At 68.8% G+C, this 16,052-nt stretch carries 16 protein-coding genes and 1 pseudogene; 4 read left to right on the forward strand and 13 right to left on the reverse strand.

Features of this window, described 5'->3' with window-relative positions; translation table 11 throughout:
• Positions 1–10 precede the first annotated feature (10 nt).
• The 6 genes from OG953_RS40325 to OG953_RS40350 form a co-directional block, all read right to left on the reverse strand.
• Entirely contained in the window at positions 11–1,279 is a 1,269-nt protein-coding gene (locus OG953_RS40325; RefSeq protein ID WP_405690810.1) for a tyrosine-type recombinase/integrase, read from the reverse strand.
• Positions 1,276–1,461 carry a helix-turn-helix domain-containing protein gene (locus tag OG953_RS40330; protein ID WP_405690813.1) on the reverse strand — a complete coding sequence of 62 codons (186 nt, stop codon included), beginning with the start codon at positions 1,459–1,461 and terminating at the stop codon, positions 1,276–1,278. Before OG953_RS40330 ends, OG953_RS40325 begins: the two co-directional genes overlap by 4 nt.
• Positions 1,454–2,221: a replication initiator gene (locus OG953_RS40335; protein WP_405692356.1), complete on the reverse strand. Its 768-nt coding sequence runs from the start codon at positions 2,219–2,221 to the stop codon at positions 1,454–1,456. The genes OG953_RS40330 and OG953_RS40335 overlap by 8 nt, the downstream gene beginning before the upstream one ends.
• Positions 2,125–2,343, reverse strand: coding sequence for a hypothetical protein (locus OG953_RS40340; RefSeq protein WP_405692501.1), 219 nt, complete (start codon positions 2,341–2,343; stop codon positions 2,125–2,127). Before OG953_RS40340 ends, OG953_RS40335 begins: the two co-directional genes overlap by 97 nt.
• Positions 2,344–2,481: 138 nt before the next feature.
• The gene (locus OG953_RS40345; protein WP_405690814.1) at positions 2,482–3,810 is read right to left on the reverse strand and encodes an FtsK/SpoIIIE domain-containing protein; all 1,329 of its coding nucleotides are present in this window, start codon (positions 3,808–3,810) and stop codon (positions 2,482–2,484) included.
• Complete coding sequence (locus OG953_RS40350) at positions 3,810–4,136, reverse strand: hypothetical protein (RefSeq protein WP_405692358.1); 327 nt, start codon at positions 4,134–4,136, stop codon at positions 3,810–3,812. Before OG953_RS40350 ends, OG953_RS40345 begins: the two co-directional genes overlap by 1 nt.
• A gap of 258 nt (positions 4,137–4,394) precedes the next feature.
• On the opposite strand from OG953_RS40350, the gene OG953_RS40355 reads away from it, so the two are divergent.
• Entirely contained in the window at positions 4,395–5,240 is an 846-nt protein-coding gene (locus OG953_RS40355; protein ID WP_405690816.1) for a GntR family transcriptional regulator, read from the forward strand.
• A gap of 70 nt (positions 5,241–5,310) precedes the next feature.
• On the opposite strand, the gene OG953_RS40360 is transcribed toward OG953_RS40355, so the two are convergent.
• On the reverse strand, positions 5,311–6,033 hold the full coding sequence (locus tag OG953_RS40360) for a GntR family transcriptional regulator (protein WP_125506294.1): 723 nt from the start codon (positions 6,031–6,033) through the stop codon (positions 5,311–5,313).
• A 156-nt stretch (positions 6,034–6,189) separates the two neighbouring features.
• Here OG953_RS40360 and OG953_RS40365 point away from each other — a divergent pair, with 156 nt between their 5' ends.
• Together OG953_RS40365 and OG953_RS40370 are read left to right on the forward strand one after the other, a co-directional pair.
• A complete protein-coding gene (locus OG953_RS40365) occupies positions 6,190–6,387 on the forward strand; it encodes a hypothetical protein (protein ID WP_405690818.1) in 198 nt (65 codons plus the stop codon).
• Positions 6,384–6,614 carry a hypothetical protein gene (locus tag OG953_RS40370; protein WP_405690820.1) on the forward strand — a complete coding sequence of 77 codons (231 nt, stop codon included), beginning with the start codon at positions 6,384–6,386 and terminating at the stop codon, positions 6,612–6,614. Before OG953_RS40365 ends, OG953_RS40370 begins: the two co-directional genes overlap by 4 nt.
• A 1,671-nt stretch (positions 6,615–8,285) precedes the next feature.
• Here OG953_RS40370 and OG953_RS40375 read toward each other — a convergent pair.
• The 3 genes and pseudogenes from OG953_RS40375 to tnpA form a co-directional block, all read right to left on the reverse strand.
• Positions 8,286–9,509: pseudogene (locus tag OG953_RS40375) on the reverse strand (tyrosine-type recombinase/integrase).
• Between the two features lie 330 nt (positions 9,510–9,839).
• Complete coding sequence (locus tag OG953_RS40380) at positions 9,840–10,163, reverse strand: hypothetical protein (protein WP_405690822.1); 324 nt, start codon at positions 10,161–10,163, stop codon at positions 9,840–9,842.
• A 61-nt stretch (positions 10,164–10,224) separates the two neighbouring features.
• Positions 10,225–10,665 carry an IS200/IS605 family transposase gene (tnpA, locus tag OG953_RS40385; protein WP_405684004.1) on the reverse strand — a complete coding sequence of 147 codons (441 nt, stop codon included), beginning with the start codon at positions 10,663–10,665 and terminating at the stop codon, positions 10,225–10,227.
• Positions 10,666–10,715: 50 nt separating this feature from the next.
• Here tnpA and OG953_RS40390 point away from each other — a divergent pair, with 50 nt between their 5' ends.
• The gene (locus OG953_RS40390) at positions 10,716–11,930 is read left to right on the forward strand and encodes an RNA-guided endonuclease InsQ/TnpB family protein (protein ID WP_405690823.1); all 1,215 of its coding nucleotides are present in this window, start codon (positions 10,716–10,718) and stop codon (positions 11,928–11,930) included.
• A gap of 320 nt (positions 11,931–12,250) precedes the next feature.
• Here OG953_RS40390 and OG953_RS40395 read toward each other — a convergent pair whose 3' ends face one another.
• From OG953_RS40395 to OG953_RS40405, 3 genes are all read right to left on the reverse strand, one after another.
• Complete coding sequence (locus tag OG953_RS40395) at positions 12,251–13,612, reverse strand: aldehyde dehydrogenase family protein (protein ID WP_405690825.1); 1,362 nt, start codon at positions 13,610–13,612, stop codon at positions 12,251–12,253.
• 37 nt (positions 13,613–13,649) lie between these two features.
• Complete coding sequence (locus OG953_RS40400; protein ID WP_405690827.1) at positions 13,650–15,425, reverse strand: asparagine synthetase B family protein; 1,776 nt, start codon at positions 15,423–15,425, stop codon at positions 13,650–13,652.
• An 82-nt stretch (positions 15,426–15,507) separates the two neighbouring features.
• Positions 15,508–16,050: a hypothetical protein gene (locus OG953_RS40405; protein WP_405690829.1), complete on the reverse strand. Its 543-nt coding sequence runs from the start codon at positions 16,048–16,050 to the stop codon at positions 15,508–15,510.
• Between the last annotated feature and the right edge of the window lie 2 nt (positions 16,051–16,052).

The raw sequence follows: 16,052 nt of genomic DNA on the forward strand, positions 1-16,052 counted from the left end.
GACGGCAACGTCAGCGGACGACGGCTGCGGCGGGTGGGTCACCATGGTCGTCGTCGGTCGCATCGAGTGCGTTCCCAAGGGCCTCGATGGCTTGACGTTGGAGTCGGAGCCTTACATGGGCGTAGACGCCGGCGGTGACGCCGATGTGTGCGTGGCCGAGGAGTTCCTTGATGACGACGAGGTCGACGCCTTGTTCCAGGAGCAGGGTGGCGGTTGAGTGCCGTAGGTCGTGGAAGCGGATGCGCCGGAGTCCGGCCCGGTTGAGGAAGCTGCGAAAGCGGCGGGTGAGGTTGGCCGGGTCGAGAGGCCGTCCTGTGGGCGTGGTGAAGACGAGGCTGTTGTCTCTCCAGTCCGGCCCTGCGGTCTCGCGCTCCTTGTCCTGCCGTTCCTGGTGCTTCTTGAGGGAGTGGATGCATTCGGTCGGGAGCGCGATACGGCGCTCGGACGCCCGGGTCTTGGTGGGGAGATGCGTGAGGCCGCCGGTGCGAGTGCGCTGGAGCGAGCGCCGGATGCTGGCGGTCCCGCTGTTGAGGTCGAGGTCTTCCCAGTGGAGGCCGAGGAGTTCGCCTTTGCGGAGTCCGGTGCGCAGGGCGAGTTCGTACAGCGCGTGGAGCCGGTCGGCGCGGGCTGCGTCGAGGAACTGGCGGGCCTCGGCTCCGGTGAGGGGCCGGAAGCGCCTGGGCTGGTGCGTGGTGGTCTTGACGTTGCGGGCGACGTTCCGGGCCAGCTCGTCTTCGCGGACGGCGTGTTCCAGTGCCGACTTGAGCACCGAGTGCACGTAGGCCACGGTCAAAGCGGACAGCCGCTTCTGGCAGCACTCGCCGACCGCGCAGCACTTCTTCCGTTCGGTGTCGAGTGCCTGGGTGCAGCACTGGCAGGTGGCACGGAGCCGGTCGAGGAAAATGCGCACGTCCTTGGCGGTGAGGCGCGCGACCTTCTTTGTGCCGAGGCCGGGGATGAGGTGGAGGCGGACGCAGGTGGCGTAGCGGGTGTGGGTGTTCTCCCGAAGCCGGTGGACGGCGACGCTGCCCAGCCAGTAGGTGAGGTAGTCGCTGACGGTGCTGTCGGCGGTGGCGACGGGGATTCCGCGGTTGCTGTCGGCAATCTTCTCGGCGAGTTTGTCGGCCGCTTCCCTCCGCGTGATGCCGTAGACGCGGACGCGTTTGCGGGTGCCGTCGGCGGCGAGGACGTAGCCGGCGGCTTCCCAGCCGCCGTCCTTGCGCTGGTAGATGGTGCCTTCGCCGTTGGCGCGGGCCTTCTTGCGCTTGGGGGCGGTCATAGGGCGGCCTCTTCCAGGTGGCGCTGGACGTAGTCAGCGAGGGCGTGGGCGGGAATGCGGCGGGCGCGGCCGATGGTCAGCGAGGCGAGGCGGCGGGTGCGCATCAGGTCGTAGAGGACGGAGCGGCCGATCTTGAGGCGGGCCATGACCTCGGGGACGGTGAGGAGTTCGTCGTCACGCACGAGTCGCTACCTCCTGTTCGCCCGTCGGGCCGCCGCCGATGAGTGCGGCGAGGCGTTCGAGGTCGGGGGTGAGGCCGGTGCCGTCGTAGGCCCAGTGGGCGAGGACGAGGGTGGTCGGTGAGGGCGGAGGGGTGTGGCGGCGGTGCCAGGCGGCTCGGGCGGCCCGGAGGGCGCCGAGGGTGGTGGAGTAGGCGCGGGTCTTGGTGGAGAAGTGGCCGCGGAAGCCGAGCATGTGGGCCCACTTGCGCAGGTTCAGGTGCTTGAGGTCGTCGCGGGCGCCGAGGGACCAGGCGGTGCGGATCATGCGGGCGGCGTGCTCGGGAAGGGACTCAAACCAGAGGTCGGTGATCCTCTTCAGCCGGTGGTCGAGAGTGCCGGTCGCGGCTTCGGTGCCCTTGGTGGCGTACTTGGCGACGTATCCGGCGACCTTGCCCTCGGTGATCGCGGTCCCGGTTTGGAAGGCGGAGGACCGGATGACCCTGGTATCGATCTGCTCGCCGAAGGCGAAGGAGCGAGCGCGGCCGTTGACCTCGGGCCCGTCGATGTGGGCGCGGGTGACCGCGATCCGGATGGCATCGGCGAGGAGCTCGGGCGTGGCCCAGCCGGGCGGCGGGGTGTAGGGGCCTGCGGGGCCGTCGAGGCGGATGACGGCGTGGAAGTGGATCAGCCCACGCTGCTGGACTTTAGTTCGCGCAGGATCTCGCCGGTGAAGGCGTCGATCTCGGTGCGCTGGCCTTCGAGCCGGATCGGCTGGGCGCAGCCACCCAGGGAGGACAGTTGCCGTACCAGGCCGAGCAGGTCGCGGTACCCGGTGAACGTGGGCAGTACGGCCGTGGCGGGTTCGGGGTGAGGGATTGTGGCGGTGGGGTCGTGCGGTGGCATGCTGGCGGGACCTCTCTGCGCTGCGGCACACGCGTGTGCTGTGGACGGGTAAGGGAGGGAGGCCCCGGCAGGGGCGAGGGTTTGGCGACTACACGCCCTTGCCGGGGATCACTGCGAAGCGGGACCAGGTGGCGGCGGTCACGCGGCCTTGTCCAGGTCGATGCGGTCGGGCAGGTCGCGGACCTTGAGCCCTTCGGCGCACATGAGGTCGTTGATCTGCCAGCAGGCTTCGGTGGGCAGGTAGACCGAGCGCAGCCGGACGGGGGTGCGCATGTCGCCGACGGAGGCGATGGACACGCCCTGGGGCATGGTGCGCTCGGCGGCGGTGATGTCCAGTTCCCGGCCGTCGGGGAAGAGGTGCAGGAAGTCCTCGATGGTGTCGACGCGGTGGCAGATCCGGGCGGACAGGTTGGTGCGGATGGCGGTGGTGAGCACGTCGGCGGAGGGCTTCTGGGTGAGCAGCCACAGCCGGATGCCGAACTTGGCGCCCTGGCTGGCGATGGCCAGCAGCTCGACCTCGAAGCGTTCGCGGGCCTTGCGGTCCGGGTGGCGGGTGTAGTTCGCCACCTCGTGGATCACCACGAGCAGAAGCGGCAGCTCGGGGCTGAAGTCGGTGATGCGGTCGGTGCGGCCGGACCAGAACAGCCGCTCCCGGCGCTGCATCTCCTCGCGCACCCAGCGCAGGATCTCGGTCGGCTCGTCGGGGTGGATGGCGTCGGAGACCTTGTAGGCGGTACGCCACCAGGGCGCGACCGCACCGAGGTTGGGGTCGATCACGATCAGACGCACGTCCCGCATGAGGGAGGCGTACGCGAGGAGGGTGTTGACGGTGATCGATTTGCCGGAGCGGGTGAGGCCGGCGACGAGGGCGTGGGCGGAGTAGGCGAGGTTGAGCACGATGGGGGTGCCGTCCTCGTCCCAGCCGAGCAGCACGTCATCGGTGGAGACGAACTGCCCCGGTCGGCACACCGGGGGGCCGTCCGGGCCGAGGAGTGGTGAGCGGATCACCGCCTCCAGAGGCTCGCGCCGGAAGCCGCGCGCGACGATCACTCCGGGCTTGGGCTGGCTGATCCGGATGCGCCGCATTCCCCAGGCGTCGCACAGGCCCTCGCCGGCGTCCTGCCAGGCGCTTAGCCCGACCTGCGGCAGCGCATCGGCGGTGACGGTGAAGCCGAAGGCGTCGGCGCGGGTGTGTAGGCGTGGCACCAGCACGCGTGGCTTCGGCGGTTGCTCCTGCGGGCCGTACTGCTGGAGCACGGTCGGGGTGGCGTCCTTGACTGCCAGGCCCAGCATCGGGGCGAGCCGCTTCCAGCCCCACCGCAGCCGCCGCGCCTGCCGCAGACTGACCCGGGTCTCGGCATCGGCCCGGTACCAGCGGGCGAAGCAGTACCCGGCCCAGCCCAGCAGCCCGAGAGCGCCGAGGCCGATCACGGCGAGGAGCGCGAGTCCGAGGGAGTTGGCGGGCATCAGACGCCTGCTTTGGCGGTGATGGCGTCGGCGCGCAGGGAGATGCCATGCCGGTCCTTGCCGTTGATCTCGTTCTCCCAGGCCGACGCGACAAGTCCGGTGAAAACGACCGGCAAGCCGACCTTGAGGCCCTTGCCGAGACCCGGCTCCGGGACTTTCACGGTGATCACTTCGGCGCGGCCGTTGAAGGCGAACATCACGTCCACCAGGTGCAGGTGGGCGCCGGTGGCCCGGTCGATCGCGGGCTGCTGGCCCTCGCGGTCCTTGAAGTGCGGCCGGGACTCGGAGGCCAGGATCAGCAGGGCCTGGGACTGGTCGATGGGCATGGTCTTCACGGCAAACCTCCAGGTAGAGGGGTGCGAGTCACCCGTGTGGGTGATCGCGTGCCGCAACCATACATTCATTCCATCCGAAGTCCATCCCTATTGAGTTCCATCCGTTCTTGCGGTGGTCCATCCATCAGGCGGCTACCCTGACCCCGTGAGGCCGCTGAGCTGGTGAAACACGACAGGCACGGGCGGCCTGCGGCGGGTGGAATCGGACTGGGACCAGGGATGGACATGGCTGCTGCTGACGAAGCGCGCTTGACGTTCGAACGCATCGCGGACGACCTGCGGCAGCAGATCCGGGACGGCGAACTGCGTCCGGGCCAGCTCCTGCCGACGCAGAGCCAGCTCATGCAGACCTACAAGGCATCGAGCCTGACCGTGCAGAAGGCGATCCGGCTTCTCAGGAATGAGGGCTGGGTCATCGCCCGCCAGGGGCGCGGCACGTTCGTCACGCGCTCGGCCGACTTCGAGGACGCCTTCGAGAAGGTCGCCGGCGATCTCCAGCAGCAGATCTACTCCGGCGCTCTGGCCCCCGGTGCCAGGCTGCCCGCGCGCGAGGTCCTGGCGGAGCACTACGCGGTGCCGCTCAACGTGGTCACCAACGCCATCGCCCTGCTGGCCGGCAACTTCCTCCTGCGTTATCCCGGCGAGCTGCCCGGCGACGAGGTTTACGTACGGGACTGGGACGACCACGGCTTCGCCACGCAGCTCATCCACGGCCGCCTGGTCCGCAAGATCAGGGATGGATCACTGGCCAGGGGCGCCAGGGTCACCGTGGAAGAGGTGGTCGACACGATCGGCGGCGACCCGGAATCCGCGGACCAGGCCCTGACCTTCCTCGCACTGGAGGGCAGGATGAAGAAGGCCCACCAGCGCAACGGGTCGGTGGCGTATGTCGTCGTGGGGGGCGAGTTCGGCACAGAGGTGCCGGTCGCGGTGCAGCCGGTGGCCGAGTCGGACGAAGCGTCGGCTGCCCCGCCGAACGAGTTCCCGGCTGCGGCCGGAGTAGCGGATCTGGCCTACAAGCTGGAACGAGCCCTGGAGCGGATCGAGGAGCTGGAGGAACGTGTCGAACGCCTCGAAGGCCGCGACGCGGGCTGAGGCAGGCATGTGAACGACGGCGTCCCCGAAGGCCGCAGGTTGGCCTTCGGGGACGCTTCGCGTGGATCGGTCAGGGCTGGTACTCGTAGCCGATGGTGAACCGGGGCGGCAGACACCACTCCCCGTACTCGATGATTCCTTCCGCGTCCGACCAGCGGTGGGCACCGGCCAGGATCGGGGAGCCGACCGGCAGCCCCAGTGCGCTCGCCTCGCGGGCGTCGGCGGGGCGGGCGTGCATGTCGTCGCGGGCGTGGCTGATCGTGCGCCCGGTAGCTTCCAGGACCCGGGCGGACAGTCCGTGATTGCGGCCCGGCGCGGTGTTCAGCAGGTCCGGCACCAGGGCGGCGAACGGGGCCGGGTACCAGGTCACCGCGAACACGGTCCGGGTCTTGCCCCGGCCGGCCAGCCACTCGCGCCGCACCACCTGATCCCCGGCCTCCAGGTCGAAGATCTCCGCCACATACAGCGGCGGAATGATCAGTTCGGCGGCCGTCACCCGACTCGTTTCGCCCTCCGCCAGGAACGACTTCACCCTCTGGACCCGGGCCAGCCGGTCCCGTGCCGACAGCGTCCAGCGCGGGTCGTCAGCGACGTAGGTGCCTCGGGGGGTGGTGCGGATGAAGTTCTCCACTTGGAGGGCCTGCAAGGCGCGGGAGACGGTGGCGGCTGCGGCCTGCCACTGGCCGGCGATCTCGCGGTTGGTCGGCAGCTTGGCGCCGGGCTCAAGCTCTCCCGACAGGATGCGCTCCCGGAAGTGATCCGCGATCTTCGTGAACGTCTTGGGACTGGGCATAAGGCGTGCCCCTCCGTTGAGTTGACGTGCTGTCAGTGAGAGCACACTAGTACACTACGAACCGTAGCGGGAGTGCTTCGGCCACTCGAATACTGAACTAGAGCACCGACCTGCCTAGAGGTCGGCCATGTGACGTGCGAGAGGTGGCGATGTGCAGTGACGGAGCCGACCAGGTACTCGACCCCGCCGGTCGAACTGCCCTTGCGTCTGGAACTGGAGCCGACGCCCGTCGAGGGCTGCGCGGGCTGTGCCGAACTGGCCAACGTACGTGACCGAGCCCGCGTGGTCGGCGATGTGACCACCGTCAGCGACTGCAACGTCTACATGCGACGCCACCCCGAGGGGCACCAGTGAACCCCCGCGCCGTCTACCGGCACGTCGCTCACACCATCCGCCATGCACCCGAAGGCGGGATCACCTACGAGGCGTTCTGTGTCACTGCCAGCTGCGGAGCCGAATCCGGCCCCCATTCTGAGCAGGAAGCCGCACAGGACTGGGCACTCCGTCACACCGGACGCACCGGTCACGACCTCTTCAGACGCGTCTTCACCGACCACGCCAAGGTCACCCGAGCCGAGTAGAACCACCGCCAGCCTGAACAGGACCCACAACCCGCAGACCATCGCACCAGGCCAGCAGCCACAGCCGGACGCTCGGCCACCGACCACGGCGTACCGCCGAAGCGGGATGCGTCCAAACTTTCTCTACGTCTTCAAGGCGACCCGCTGACGCGGGTCGCGCGCGGCACGGCCGCCCACCCGGCCCGCTCTCGGCTCCGCCACCGCGGGCCGGCCAGCGACCAGGCCGCGCAGAGGCAGCGCAGCGGCTACCGGAAGCGCGAAGAAGACCGGACGCGCCGGCGCGGCGAGCGCCAGGCCGACGGCGGGGAGTTGGCCGGGACGGAGGCCCGGAGGTGGGGCCGGTCGGCTCCGTGGGCTTTACCCACCTCCCCGGGTCGGGGCCCGCGTCGGGCAAGGCCAGGGGGCCACTCGTTCAAATTCCGGGCAGGCTCACGACCTGCCCGAGTTGCCGGGCCAGCGTACGGCCCCCTGACCATGCCCGACCCCAACCCGGGCAGGACACCGGCCAAAGCCCACTCCACGGCCCTCACGCACGTAGCCGTCTGACGGCAACGCCGACGGCAACACGGGCGCACAACACGGCACTTCCACGCACGCCCACGGACAGGCCGGAATTCGCTGACCAGCGAAAATGCAGGTGACGACCGACCAGCGCGCACACGTACTATGTGCTCGCGGGGGCTACGCCGGTCCTCGTTCACAACTGCGGAGGCAGCACCGCAGGTCACTCGACTGCTTGCGCCTGCGCTACTGGGGCTCAGCCCAGGCTGGCCAATGGCCAGATGGGTCCCAGTCTCAACCCGCGGCCGACGCCGGCTCCATCCACTCACGGAAACTCGCGCAACAGTTCCGCGACGAACTACCTGTACGTTCTGGAAGACGCAAATGGGGGTTACCTCAAGACCGGCATCACCCAAGACCCAGCAGGTCGGTATTCAGCGAGGGATATGGCCGCGATGGGCGCAGATCGCATGCGCGTGCTAACTAGCGGATCGCGCTCGGATATGCTCGATCTGGAGAAGTGGATCGTGCAGCGTTGGCCTGGCCCGTTCAATAAGGAATCACATGCAGGGAAAATGGACCTGGGGTAATGATGTCGGAAATTGATGGAGACGTGAACGCGCCCCTCGCTCCCCTGTCTCTGAAGTCAATCATCGGTGGAGGGCTTGAGGACAAGCGGTGGACCTCTGCACTCGACTCCTTGCGGGGGGCGCCGCAGGAACTCGGTAGGCCGCCTGATGTTCCGTTCAACCTGACGGTTACCTATTTCGTTCCAGGGGAAATCTACGGTCCGAAATTTTCTGGCATCAGAATCGGATCATTCCTGGAGGATTTCCGATCGCTGGTTGTTCAGGTAGCACTCCCAAGGCATCCCGAGGGGGATGCGCGAGAAGAATTGCTTGACCTTCTTGGCGAGGCCATCGCCAGGGCAGAGGGATGGGGAAAGCGGAAGAAGTTGCTCTCTGGCCCGCTAGAGGCGGCCAGGAGGGCGGCATCTGACCTGCGGGGAAATTCGGCCTGATCGGGGAACCGCCCCGGGATTTGCCGCTGAGAGTGTCGTGAACGTTGATGCTCTCGCGGAGCAAGCCATGCAGTAGCAAATTTGAAGCCCCGCCAGGTGCGCCCTGGCGGGGCTTCTGCGTGGGGTGACGGCAGGAGTTGACGGCAACGTCAGCGGACGGTGGTGACACGAGGCGGCGGGTCGTCGCCGTTCCCGTGGGCCGCGTCGGTGGTCTCCGAGCTGCCGAGCGTGGCACTGAGGGCGTCGATGGCGTCGCGCTGGAGGCGGAGTCGGACGTGGGCGTAGACGGTGACGCTGATGTAGGCGTGGCCGAGGAGTTCCTTGATGACTACGAGTTCGATGCCCTGTTCTAGGAGCAGGCTGGCCGTCGAGTGCCTGAGGTCGTGGAAGCGGATGCGGCGGAGGCTGGCCTTGCGGAGGAGCGTGGTGAAGGTGCGGGTGAGGTTGGTCGGGTCGAGGGGTCGGCCCTGCGCAGTGGTGAACACGTGGCTGCTGTGCTGCCACGCCGTGCCTGCGGCCTCGCGCTCGCGCTGCTGCCGTTCGTGGTGGCGCTTCAGCGAGTGGAGGCAGCGGGTGGGGAGGGCGATGCGGCGCTCGGAGGCCCGTGTCTTGGTGGGCAGCGCGGTGAGCCCACCTGTGCTGGTGCGCTGCAAGGTTCGGCGGATGGCAGCGGTGCCCCGGTCGAGGTCGAGGTCCTCCCAGCGCAGGCCGAGGAGTTCGCCCTTGCGGAGTCCGGTGTGGAGGGTGAGTTCGAACAGGGCGTGCACCAGGTGACCTTGGGCGGTTGTGAGGAACTGGCGGGCTTCGTTGGCAGTGAGGGGTTCGAAGCGTCGGGGTCGTGGGGTGCCGGTGCGGACGTTGCGGGCGACGTTGCGCGGGATCTCCTCTTCACGGACGGAGTGCTCCAGGGCGGACTTGAGCACGGAGTGGATGTAGGTCAGCGTCAGCGGGGACCGCAGCATGGAGCAGCATTGACCGGCGGGGCTGGTTGCGCCGGGCGTCGATGCGGCGGGTGCAGCACTGGCAGGTGGTGCGGAGCTGGTTGAGCCAGGTGCGGATGTCCTCGGCGGTGAGTTTGGTGAGCTTCTTCTTGCCGAGGCCGGGGATGAGGTAGCGGTTGACGCAGGTGGTGTAGCGGGTGTGGGTGTTTTCGCGGAGGTGGTGGACGGCGACGTTCTCCAGCCAGTACGTCAGGTACGCGGCAACGCTGCCCTGCGCGGAGGGGATGGGGAGGCCGCGGTTGCTGGCGGCGATCTTCTCGGTGAGTTTGGCCAGGGCTTCTTGGCGGTGGTGCCGTAGACGCGGATGCATTCCACGAAGGCCGCCACGACATCGGTTCCCCGCTGTGCTCTGCGATGTCCCTTGTCGAGCATCCGGTAGGTCTTGCCGACGCCGGGGGCCGCCCCGAGGAAGACCTTGAGCCTTCCCCGGCTCCTATCCGATTCCGTCACGGCACGCGCCTCCTCACGCCGCACACGCGCCCGGTCACGGGGCTTTCCTGCGTGGCCGGGTGACGGGTGCTGCTGATCAGCATCGGCCGTGAGCGGCGGGCAGGGGGCCTGGCCCGGTGACCTTGACGCGATTCTGATCCGGTCCGCTGCGGGGCGACGGGCGCCGACCGGCTCGAAGAACTCCTGACGCAATGGCTTCAGACGTCGCAGCCCCAGGACGCCGGTAAGTTGCGCGTCTTGTTCACCGGGGTATCAGCGGCGCTGGGGCCCCCGAGGGCTGCTTGCCCGACATGCCCGGCGGGCGGCCAGTACTCCCTGGTCGGAGCGCATGTGCGGCGGCACGACGAACTTCGGGGCGTTGAACAGGATGACACTGGCCTCGCACGCCGCACATGTCAGCACGGTCACCACTGCGATGGCGATGAGGAGGACCCCGGAGCCGGTCATCTCGATCTCCAGGCTGCCCACCAGGAACAGGACTGTGATGCCCCAGAGCGAGACGGCGGTGAGGCCGATCGACCGGACCTCGCCTCGCTTGACCTCCTTGCCGAACGGCAGGAAGGAGAAGGCGGCCATCCCTCTCTTCGGAGGGAATCCCCGCCTTCAGGCGGGGAGGGAATCCGATCTCGGGACTGCTCTAACTCTCAGGCTGGAGCGGACGTTTTTGCTGCTCGATGTACTGCTTGACGATATCCAACGGTGCGCCACCGCAGGACCCGGCGAAGTAGGAGCCCGACCAGAAACGGCCGTGCATGATGAAGCGGTTGACACGGCTGGTGAACTCCTGTCGCAAGTAGCGGGATGAAACGCCCTTGAGCGAGTTCACCAGGGCCGACAGGGCGACCTTCGGCGGGTAGTGCACCAGGAGGTGCACGTGATCCTCTTCGCCGTTGAACTCGATCAGCTCCGCGCCGAAGTCCGTGCAGACGTTCCTCATGATCTCCTCGCAGCGCGTCAGCATGGCGTCGTTGAAGACTTCGCGCCGGTACTTCGTCACGAACACCAAGTGTGCGTGCAGGTTGTGGACGACGTGACGGCCTCGACGGACCTCGGGATTCGGTTCCCAGCGTGGTGACATGAACCAAGCGTAGTATGCTCGAGCGAGCTCGACCGGAAGGGGGTGGGCCGGTGATCCGTGCGTACAAATTCCTCATGCGGCCCACCGTGGGTCAGGCACAGGCTTTGAGTGAGATGCTGCGCGACCACTGTTCGCTGTACAACGGGGCGTTGCAGGAATGTCGTGACGCCTTCCGGCACGTGTCGAGGACGAGCATCACGTACGGGCAGCAGTCCGGGCAGCTGAAGGAGATCCGGGCGTTCGATTTGGAGCGGCAGGGCCGCTGGTCCTTCTCCTCGCAGCAGGCCACGCTGCGTCGCCTGGACAAGGCGTTCGGTGCGTTCTTCCGGCGGATCAAGGCCGGCGAGACGCCTGGCTACCCGCGCTTTCGTGGGGTGAACTGGTTCGACACGGTGGATTTTGCCAAGGACGGCGACGGCTGCCGGTGGGACTCCACCCCGCACGACCCCGTTACCCGGGTCCGTTTCCAGGGCGTCGGGCACGTCAAGGTCAACCAGCACCGTGCGGTGGTCGGCAAGGTCAAGACCGTCAGCGTCAAGCGCGAGGGCCGCAAGTGGTTCGTCGTGCTGACCGCCGAGCACAACCAGCCCGAACCGTTGCCCAGGACCGGCAGCGTGGTCGGTATCGACCTCGGCATAGCCTCGTTCCTCACCGACTCCAACGGTGTACACGTCCCCAACCCGCGCCACGGCCGCAAGGCCGCCGCCAAGCTCGAAGCAGCACAGCAGGCACTGTCCCGGTTCCCACGCCGCAAGGCCAAGGATCGCACCCGCAACCACCAGCGGGCCGTGGAGAAGGTTGCCACGCTCCACGGCAAGGTGCGCCGCCAGCGGCTCGACCACGCACACAAGACCGCGCTCGGCCTGGTCCGTGAGCACGACTTCATCGCGCACGAAGACCTCAAGATCCGCAACATGAGCAAGGCCCCCGCACCGAAGCCCGACCCCGAGGCGCCAGGCGGCTTCCTGCCCAACGGGGCAGCGGCCAAAGCGGGCCTCAACCGTTCGATCGCTGACGCCGGATGGGGGGTGTTCCTCGCGATCTTGAACGCAAAGGCTGAGAGTGCCGGGCGGGAAGTGATGGCCGTGGACCCCCGCAACACCTCCCGCACCTGCCCCGAATGCGGGCACACCGCGAAGGAGAACCGGCCCACACAGGAGAAGTTCCACTGCGTCAGCTGCGGCCACCAAGCGCATGCCGACAAGGTCGGGGCACTCAACGTTCTACGGGCCGGGCTGGTCCGTCGCAACGCCAACCAGGCATAGCGAGAAGCCACCCCGTTCACGGGGTGGAGGAGTCACGAAGTGGTCGATCAGGTTGGCGTTCCGCCAGAGCTGAACTGCCTTCCAGGTCATGAAGGCGGATCCGGCCATGAAGAAGAGCCCTAAGGCGTACGTCATTTCGTGACCCCTGCATGTTCCTGAAGCAGCTTCCTCCCTTCCGGCAGAGAGCCGCTGAGCGGGCTCCGAGGATACGTCATCGTCCTGCGGCGGCCTACCTCAGTCCGACGTCAGTTGAACCGGCCCTCATCGGCAGCGACTTCAGGCGGCGGGTGCCGCCCGCCGTCGTCCGGTGGCCCTCCACCTCAGCTCTCGCGTACGCCGGGCGACAGCCGTACCGTCACCGTCTTGGGCCGTTGGTACTCCTGGAGCGCCAGCGTGCTCAGGTCCGTGCCGTGGCCGGACGAGCCACGCCCGCCGTGCGGGAGCTCCGCCGTCTGCACCAGGTGGCAGTTGAGCCAGGCCTCGCCCGCGTCGAGGCGGGCCGCAAGATCGAGGCCCGTGCCGAGACCGGTTGTCCAGACACTGGCCGCCAGGGCCTGCGGGACACTGTTCGCCAGGGCCAGAGCCGCCTCCACCGTGTCCGCGTGCTGGACCGTGAGGAGCGGGCCGAAGACTTCCTCGGTGACCGTCGGGTCGTCGTGCGGGAGATCCGCAAGGAGAAGGGCCGCGCGCCAGTGGCCGTGCTCCTCGCCGGGCGGGGCGGCGATGTCCGCCGCCAGCCGTCGCTTCGCCGACGAGGAGGCGACCAGGGAGTCGTAACGCGCCACTTGGTCCGGGTTGTTGAGCGGGCCGAAGTCGCGACCTGCCAGCCGGGCACCCATCGCCTCCGTCAGGTGGGCCACCGTCGACTCGTAGTTCTCCGTGAGAGTGATGACCCGGGCCGGCGCCGCGCAGCTCTGGCCCGCGTTGTACGTGGCCGCTTCCGCGAGCGACGCGTACGTGTCCGCCGGGGCGTCCGGGAGAACGACGGCCGGGGCGTTGCCGCCCAGCTCCAGGCTGATCCGGCGCGTCCCCGCCCGCGCCGCCACATCCAGGCCCGCCCGGCCACTGCCCGTGAACGCGACCATGTCCACCGGGGAATCGACCAGCAGCCGACCCGTCCGCCGGTCTCCCGGAAGCGACTGGAGCACGCCCTCGCCCAGGGTCCGCGCGGCGTGCTCCGCCAGCAGTTCCAGCGTGTCCGGAGTGGTCTCCGCCGGCTTCACCACCACCGTGTTGCCCGCGGCGAGTGCTGGGGCGCAGCGCCAGGCCGCCATCATCAGCGGGTAGTTCCAGGGGACGATCACCCCGACCACGCCCATCGGCTCCCAGCGCACCCAGCTCTCGTGCCCGGACACCAGCCGGCCCGCCGCCGGGGCCGTCCGGGTCCGTGCCGCCGTCGCGTAGAACCGGAACAGATCCGCCACCTGCTCGATCTCGCCCGCCGTCTCCGCGTCCGGCTTGCCCGTCCCGGCCCGCTCACGAGCCGCGTAATCCGCCGCGCCGGCCTCGATCAGCGTCGCCAGCCGGTCCAGGCGTCGCGCCCGGTCCCTGGGGGTCAAGGCGCTCCACGTGCCCAGCGCCGTACGGGCCGCCGCCACGGCCACAGCCACCTCGGGCCCGCGGGAGACGGGCGCCGTGCCGCGGGAACGCCCCGTGCGAGGGTCGGTGAGTTCAGTGTTCATCGTTGCTTCCCGCTCGTCGCTTCCTGCTGCTCGATCCTCACAACGCGTACGATCGCAGCCACAGTTCCAGCGTCAGCACCAGCCACAGCTTGCCGCCCTGACGGGGCAGAAGCGTGCCCTCGCCCTTCATCCAGGTGCGGACCGTGTCCGGGCGGAACAGGCCCCGGCGGGCCGATTGCCGGCTCAGCAGCAGATCGTTCCCGAGATCGCGCAGAGGGCCCGTCAGCCACTGCTGCACCGGCACCCGCATCCCGCTCTTCGGGCGGTCGACGACCGTGTCGGGGAGGAGGTCGCGCACGGCCTCCTTGAGGATCCACTTTTCCGCCGAGCCGCGGAGTTTGTACGTCGGCGGCGTCGCGAACGCGTGGTCGACGACCCGGCGGTCGAAGAGCGGTGCCCGGCCCTCGATGCCTTGCGACGCCGTCAGGCGCTCCACCTTTGTCAGGATGTGGTGCGCGCCCTTGGTCCGCAGATTGCAGTGCAGGAGCTGGTTGAGGAGATGGTCCATGCGGTGTGGGCTGTCGGCGCCGGGAGTCAGATACGGCTCCACGAACCGCTGGGGGCGCGGGGCGTCCCGCAGCGCGTCGAGCGTCTGCGCGGTCAGTAGCGTCGGGAGGTCCGTCCAGCACTTGCGGTACGAGCGCAGATACGCCGTCGCCCGGTCCTCTTCCCAGTGCGCCCCCGGTTCACGGTGCATCTCCTGCACCAGCATCGGGAGGTTCTTCGGGCCGCCGAACACCGGGTCGCCTCCCTCGCCGTTGAGCACCACCGAGGCGCCGTCCGCGGCCACGGCCTCCGCGAGCAACAGGTTCGGGACCGTCAACGGATCGCCCACCGGACTGTCCAGGAGCGCAGCCGCCTCCGCGAGCCTTGAGGCGACCGTCTTTCCCGACACGTTCAGGACCCGGTGGCGGGTATGGCAGTGGGCGGCCACCAGGCCCGAGTAGCCCAGCTCGTTGGGGAGTTCGTCGCCGAAGCTGATCGAGTACGTGTGTACCGGATGGCTGTGGAGCTTCGCCGCCAGCGCGGTGACGAGGGAGCTGTCGATTCCGCCGGAAAGAAGGACCGCAGCCGGCTCCGCCTCCGGGAGTCTGTCGGCCGTCGCCCGCTCCAGGAGCGCCCGCAGGGCCAGGACATGCTCCGTCGGATCCTGCGGCACCGGGTGCGCGATGTGCTCGCGGGGCTCCCAGTGCACCGCTTCGGTGACCGTGCCGTCCTGCGCCAGCCGCAGCACCCGCCCGGGCAGGACCTCCCGCACGCCGGTCAGGAGCGTCTCCTCGCCCGGCAGATAGGCGAAGGTGAGGAACGAACGGACCGCGGACAGATTCATCGACGTGCCGAGCGCGGGCCAGCGCCGCAGCGCCCTCAGCGAGGTCGAGGCCGCCCAGGCTCCTTCGGCGCGGGCGTAGAAGAGAGTCCGGGCACCCACCTGGTCGCGGATCAGGATCAGGTCCGTACCGTCCAGCACGGCCAGCACGAACATGCCCTCGGCGAGCGCCACCCCCGCGTCGCCGAGCCGTGCCCAGCAGCGCAACAGCAGTTCACCGTCGGAGCACCGGGCAGGTACGGGTGTCCCCTCGGCGTGTAACGCGGCCAGGAGGTCCGGGCGGTTGTGGAGGGTGACCTCGCCCACCGCCGTCAGGCCGTATGCCGTGAACGGGCCTTCGGCCCGGCCGGGTTCGCCCGCGATCAGTCCCAGATCAGCCCCGGCGACGTCCACGACTGCCCGGCCGGTCCCGGCCGCACCCATCGCCTCGACATGGGACCGGGCCTGCCGGGTGGTCGGGGCCAGGCAGACGCAGAAGCGTGCCATGGACGGCTCCTTTCCTTTGTGTTCCCTGGTCCGTACTGCAACCGCTGCCGCTACGGCTTCCGGTGGTGTCGACGCGGCCGGTTCAGCCGAAGTCGTCGTCGCTCCACGCGTCATCGCCGTTGTCCCACCCGGCGTCCCAGTCGTCCGCCCCGTCGTCACCCAAATCGCCGTTCCCGCCTCCGCCCGAGTCGCCCGAGGACGACGACTGGCTCTGTGCCTGCTGCTGGCGGAGCTCCTCTTCCTCCTCCGGGCTCATGCTCAGCGGCGGCAGCTGGGCGGCCGTGATGGCGAGGCCCGCCACGCCCAGGCCCGCGAGCATGACGCCCATCCTGCCGCCGATCGATGTCCGGTTGACCATCACCGTCTCGCCGCGGCCCCACAGGGTGCGGCCGTATCCGATGTCGCGGGCATACGTCACCGTGCCGTCGGCGAGGGTGCGCTTGATGATGCGGTTGCCGAGGAGCTCGTCGGTGCCGGAGGCGTTCCGATTGTCGTGCCAGCGCACGAGGCCGCGGTGGGATCCCTCGCGTTGGCGCCACTCCTCCCGGTCGTCCTCGTAGCGCCGGTGGACACTGCCGTCGGCGAGCAGTTCGTCGGAGTAGCCGATCTCTTGAGGTCGGATCATCG

The sequence above is a fragment of the Streptomyces sp. NBC_00057 genome, from assembly GCF_045041165.1.
Taxonomy (GTDB): Bacteria; Actinomycetota; Actinomycetes; order Streptomycetales; family Streptomycetaceae; genus Streptomyces.